The organism is uncultured Limnohabitans sp., from assembly GCF_937889215.1.
GTDB lineage: Bacteria > Pseudomonadota > Gammaproteobacteria > Burkholderiales > Burkholderiaceae_C > Limnohabitans_A.
This window is the reverse complement of record NZ_CALBEX010000152.1, coordinates 1-3,979: the sequence shown is the minus strand read 5'-3', so window position 1 is coordinate 3,979 and position 3,979 is coordinate 1. Positions and strand designations below refer to the sequence as shown.

Here is a 3,979-nt window from a genome sequence, read left to right as displayed (position 1 = left end):
TTGTGCTGGGCGCGGGCAACATCGCGGCCATTGCGCCACTCGATGTGTTCCACAAGCTGTTTGCTGAAAACGAAGTGGCTATGCTGAAGATGAACCCGGTCAACGATTACCTGATCGAGTTCTTGAATGCCGCACTCAAGCCGCTGATCGACCGGGGCTTTGTGCGCATCGTGCGCGGCGGCACCGATGTGGGGCAATACCTGTGTAACCACCCACTGGTGGAGACGCTGCACATCACCGGTGCGGGTGCATCGCATGACGCCATCGTCTGGGGCACCGGCGAAAAAGGCGCGGCCAACAAGGCCGCCAACACGCCCACCAACACCCGACAGATCACCTCGGAGTTGGGCGCGGTGTGCCCGACCATTGTGGTGCCCGGCCCTTGGTCGGCGGCCGACATCCGGTTTCAGGCCGAACAGGTCGCCTCACAAAAACTGCACAACTCGGGCTTCAACTGCGTGGCGTGCCAGGTGCTGGTGCTGCCCAAAGATTGGGCGCAAAAATCTGCCTTTGTGCAGGCACTCGAAGGCGTGATCCAAAACGCTTTCCCTCGTGGCCTGTACTACCCCGGCGCGCCCGAGCGCCTGGCCGATTTCTGCACGAACAACCCCACATTCAAAACCCTCAAGCAACCCGGCGGACAAGACCTGGTCATGTCCACGCTGGACCTGGGCAACGCCAAAGCACGCAACACCGAAGTGTTTGCGCCCGCGCTCAGCGTGGTCGAAATCGGCGGGCAAGATGCCGAGGCGTATTTGGTCGCTGCGATCGAGATGGCCAACAGCCAGCTGTACGGCACCTTGGGGGCCAACATCGTGATCCACCCCAGCACCATCGCCCAGATCGGACGCCCGCGCTTTGAAGCCATTCTGGCCAATCTGCGCTACGGCACCATCGCCATCAACGCCTGGACCGGCTTGGGCTTTTTGTCGGCGCAGTCGCCCTGGGGCGCGTTTCCGGGGCACACGCTGGACGATGTGCAAAGCGGCATCGGTGTGGTGCACAACACCATGCTGTTCGACAAGACCGAACGCGCCGTGGTCGAAGCCCCGTTTCGCCCCTTCCCGCGCAACCTGCTGAGCTTGTCGTTCACCCTGTTGCCTCGTCCGCCATGGTTCGTCACCAACCGCAAAGGAGCCATTTTGGGCAAATTGCTGGTGGCGTTTCAACACCGCCCCAGCTTGCTGAAGATGCCGCGCATTTTCTTGAACGCGCTGCTGGGGTAAAAGCACCCAACCTGGTCAAGCCCTAAATTGTCTTGCCCCCATGCTGGCACTTGCTCGGCATGGGGCTACACGGCATGGCGGGTGCACCTGGTCCCTTGCGCGGTCGATGGGTCTTCTGACCAAACCGACCAGCAACACGCACTCGGCACAACAACATACCCAAAACAGGGGGCAAGCCCGCTCATCGGCTTGGGGTGGCGATAATCACAAGCCTACCAGCCGGATGACAAGCGCCATCAGGCTGGCCACCTTGTCCCCCAAATCCGATGTATTGCCATGCACCGCACCATTTTTGACACCCGCATTGTCAACACCACATTGCGCCGGTTGTCACTGACCATTCTCAAAATCACGGGCTGGAAAATCGAGGGCGCCTTGCCTGCCCATGTGTCCAAGTGCGTTGTCATTGCGGCACCCCACACCAGCAACTGGGACTTGCCTTACACCTTGATGGTGGCGTTTGCCTTGCGCTTGCAGATTTATTGGATGGGTAAAAGCAGTATTTTTTCATTTCCTTTCGGCGCGCTCATGCGCTGGTTGGGCGGCATTGCCGTCAACCGTTCGCAAGCCTCCAACCTGGTCGACTCTTGCGCACAAGCCTTGGTCCAAGCCGAAGGCCAAGTGCACCTTGTGGTCCCGCCGGAGGGCACGCGCAGCAAAACCCGTTACTGGAAAACCGGTTTCTATTACATCGCGCTCCAGGCCAAGGTGCCCATCGTGATGGCCTACAAGGACTACTCACGCAAAGTCAGCGGCCTGGGCCCACTGTTCTACCCCACGGGCGACATCGACAAGGACATGGTCGCGATCCGGGCTTTTTACGCCCCCTTCAAAGGCAAGAACGCGGAACAGTTTGAAACGCCGCCAGACAATGGACAAACCTGATGGCGCTGAATCTGTCAGCCACAAGCCCTACTTCAATTGGCCAAAGCCCACCACCAGAGTCCAAGTGGTGACAGCACATTGAAGGCTTGTTTTTATGATGAAGCCCATGAACTACGCCGCACCCGATCTCCTGTCCTTTGCCGATCAACTCTTGCAAAATGCCGGCTTGCCGTCAGACAAAGCCCAAGCGGTGGCCGACGTCTTGCTGGAAGGTGACTTGTTGGGCCACACCACGCATGGACTGGCATTGCTCGCCCCTTACCTGGCGGAGCTGGAGGCAGGCAAGATGCGCAAAGAGGGCCAGCCCTTGGTGGTCTCAGACCACCCCGCCGCTGTCACCTGGGACGGCCAACGCCTGCCCGGCCCTTGGCTGGTGCTGCAAGCCATTGCACTGGCCACACAACGTGCCCGCACACAAGGCACCTGCACCGTGGTCATTCGGCGTAGCCACCACATTGCCTGCTTGGCGGCATACCACCAGCGCGTGACCGATCAGGGCTTCATGATGCTCTTGCATTGCTCGGACCCCAACGCCGCCAGCATCGCGCCTTTTGGGGGTCTGGACCCGGTGTTCACCCCAAACCCCATGTCGGTCGGCATTCCCACATCGGGCCGGCCAGTTCTGATCGATGTCTCCACCTCGGCCACGACCAATGGCATGACCAACCGTTTGCACCAAGAGGGGGGCTTGTTGCCCGCCGAGTGGGTGATGGACGGTCATGGCCAAGCCAGCCGTGACCCCGCCGTCTTGTTCAATGAACCCAAAGGCACCATCTTGCCGCTGGGCGGCATGGATTCGGGCCACAAGGGCTATGGTCTGAGCTGGATGGTCGAGGCACTGACAGGTGGTCTCGCCGGACACGGCCGAGCCGATGCGCCCGAAGGATGGGGGGCCACCGTGTTTTTGCAAATCATCGACCCCCAAGCATTTGCGGGTATGTCTGGTTTCAACACGCAAATGGATGCGGTGTCTCGCCAGTGCCACGCATCACGCCCGGCACAGACTGACCGATGGGTACGGACACCAGGTGAGCGCGGTTTGGCGATCAAGGCCAGCAGCGACAAACAAGGCGTGCCGCTTTACCCGAGCATCATGCCTATGCTCTTGCCCTGGGCCGAAAAGCTGCAGGTTGCAGCGCCTGAACCTGTCTAACGGCCAGCCACCCGATCAGCGGTCGGGCCAGCCTGAGCGCGGGCCGCCCGAGCCGTCGGTCACGCGCCTTGTGCGGGTTTGCGCAAGGCCCGGAGCAACAAGGGTGCAAACCAGACCAACACCGTCACGATGGCCAATGCCAGTGCAATGGGGCGTGACACAAAGGCGCTCAGATCGCCGTTGCTCTTGATCATCGACGTGATGAAGTTTTCTTCGAGCATGCCGCCCAGCACCACCCCCAAAATGGCCGGGGCCACCGGGAACTTATTGGCCTCCAGAAGATAGGCCGCAATGCCAGCTGCCAGCATCACACCCACTTGAAACACCGAGTTGTTGATAGCGAAAGTGCCCACCACGCAAAACAACAAGATGATGGGCATCAAGATGTCCCTGGGCACCAGCAAGATGCGCTTGGCCACCTTGATGCACAAAATGCCCAACGGAATCATGATGAGGTTGGCCAGAATGAACAGCAAAAACACCGCATAAATATTTTGCGGATTCGTGGTGAACAACATGGGGCCCGGATTCATGTTCTTCATGTACAGCACCCCGATCACAATCGCAGTGATCGAGTCACCGGGAATGCCAAACACCAAAGCCGGGATCCATGAGCCCGCCAACGCGCTGTTGTTGGCAGAACCCGCCTCCACAATGCCCTCTACGTGACCTGTGCCAAATTTTTCTGGCTCTTTGGAAAATTTCTTGCTGATGG

4 protein-coding genes are annotated in these 3,979 nt (G+C 59.6%); 3 read left to right on the top strand and 1 reads right to left on the bottom strand.

The genetic code is table 11. The features are described 5' to 3' along the window. The 3 genes from Q0341_RS03885 to Q0341_RS03875 all read left to right on the top strand — a co-directional run. Positions 1-1,226: aldehyde dehydrogenase family protein (locus Q0341_RS03885; RefSeq protein ID WP_299510719.1), on the top strand; the 1,226-nt coding region annotated here is incomplete at its 5' end. Between the two features lie 276 nt (positions 1,227-1,502). Next, positions 1,503-2,111, top strand: a complete 609-nt coding sequence (locus Q0341_RS03880) for a lysophospholipid acyltransferase family protein (protein WP_299510717.1) — start codon at positions 1,503-1,505, stop codon at positions 2,109-2,111. 106 nt (positions 2,112-2,217) lie between these two features. Then, positions 2,218-3,264: an Ldh family oxidoreductase gene (locus Q0341_RS03875; RefSeq protein WP_299510715.1), complete on the top strand. Its 1,047-nt coding sequence runs from the start codon at positions 2,218-2,220 to the stop codon at positions 3,262-3,264. 59 nt (positions 3,265-3,323) lie between these two features. Here Q0341_RS03875 and Q0341_RS03870 read toward each other — a convergent pair. After that, positions 3,324-3,979: tripartite tricarboxylate transporter permease (locus Q0341_RS03870; protein WP_299510713.1), on the bottom strand; the 656-nt coding region annotated here is incomplete at its 5' end.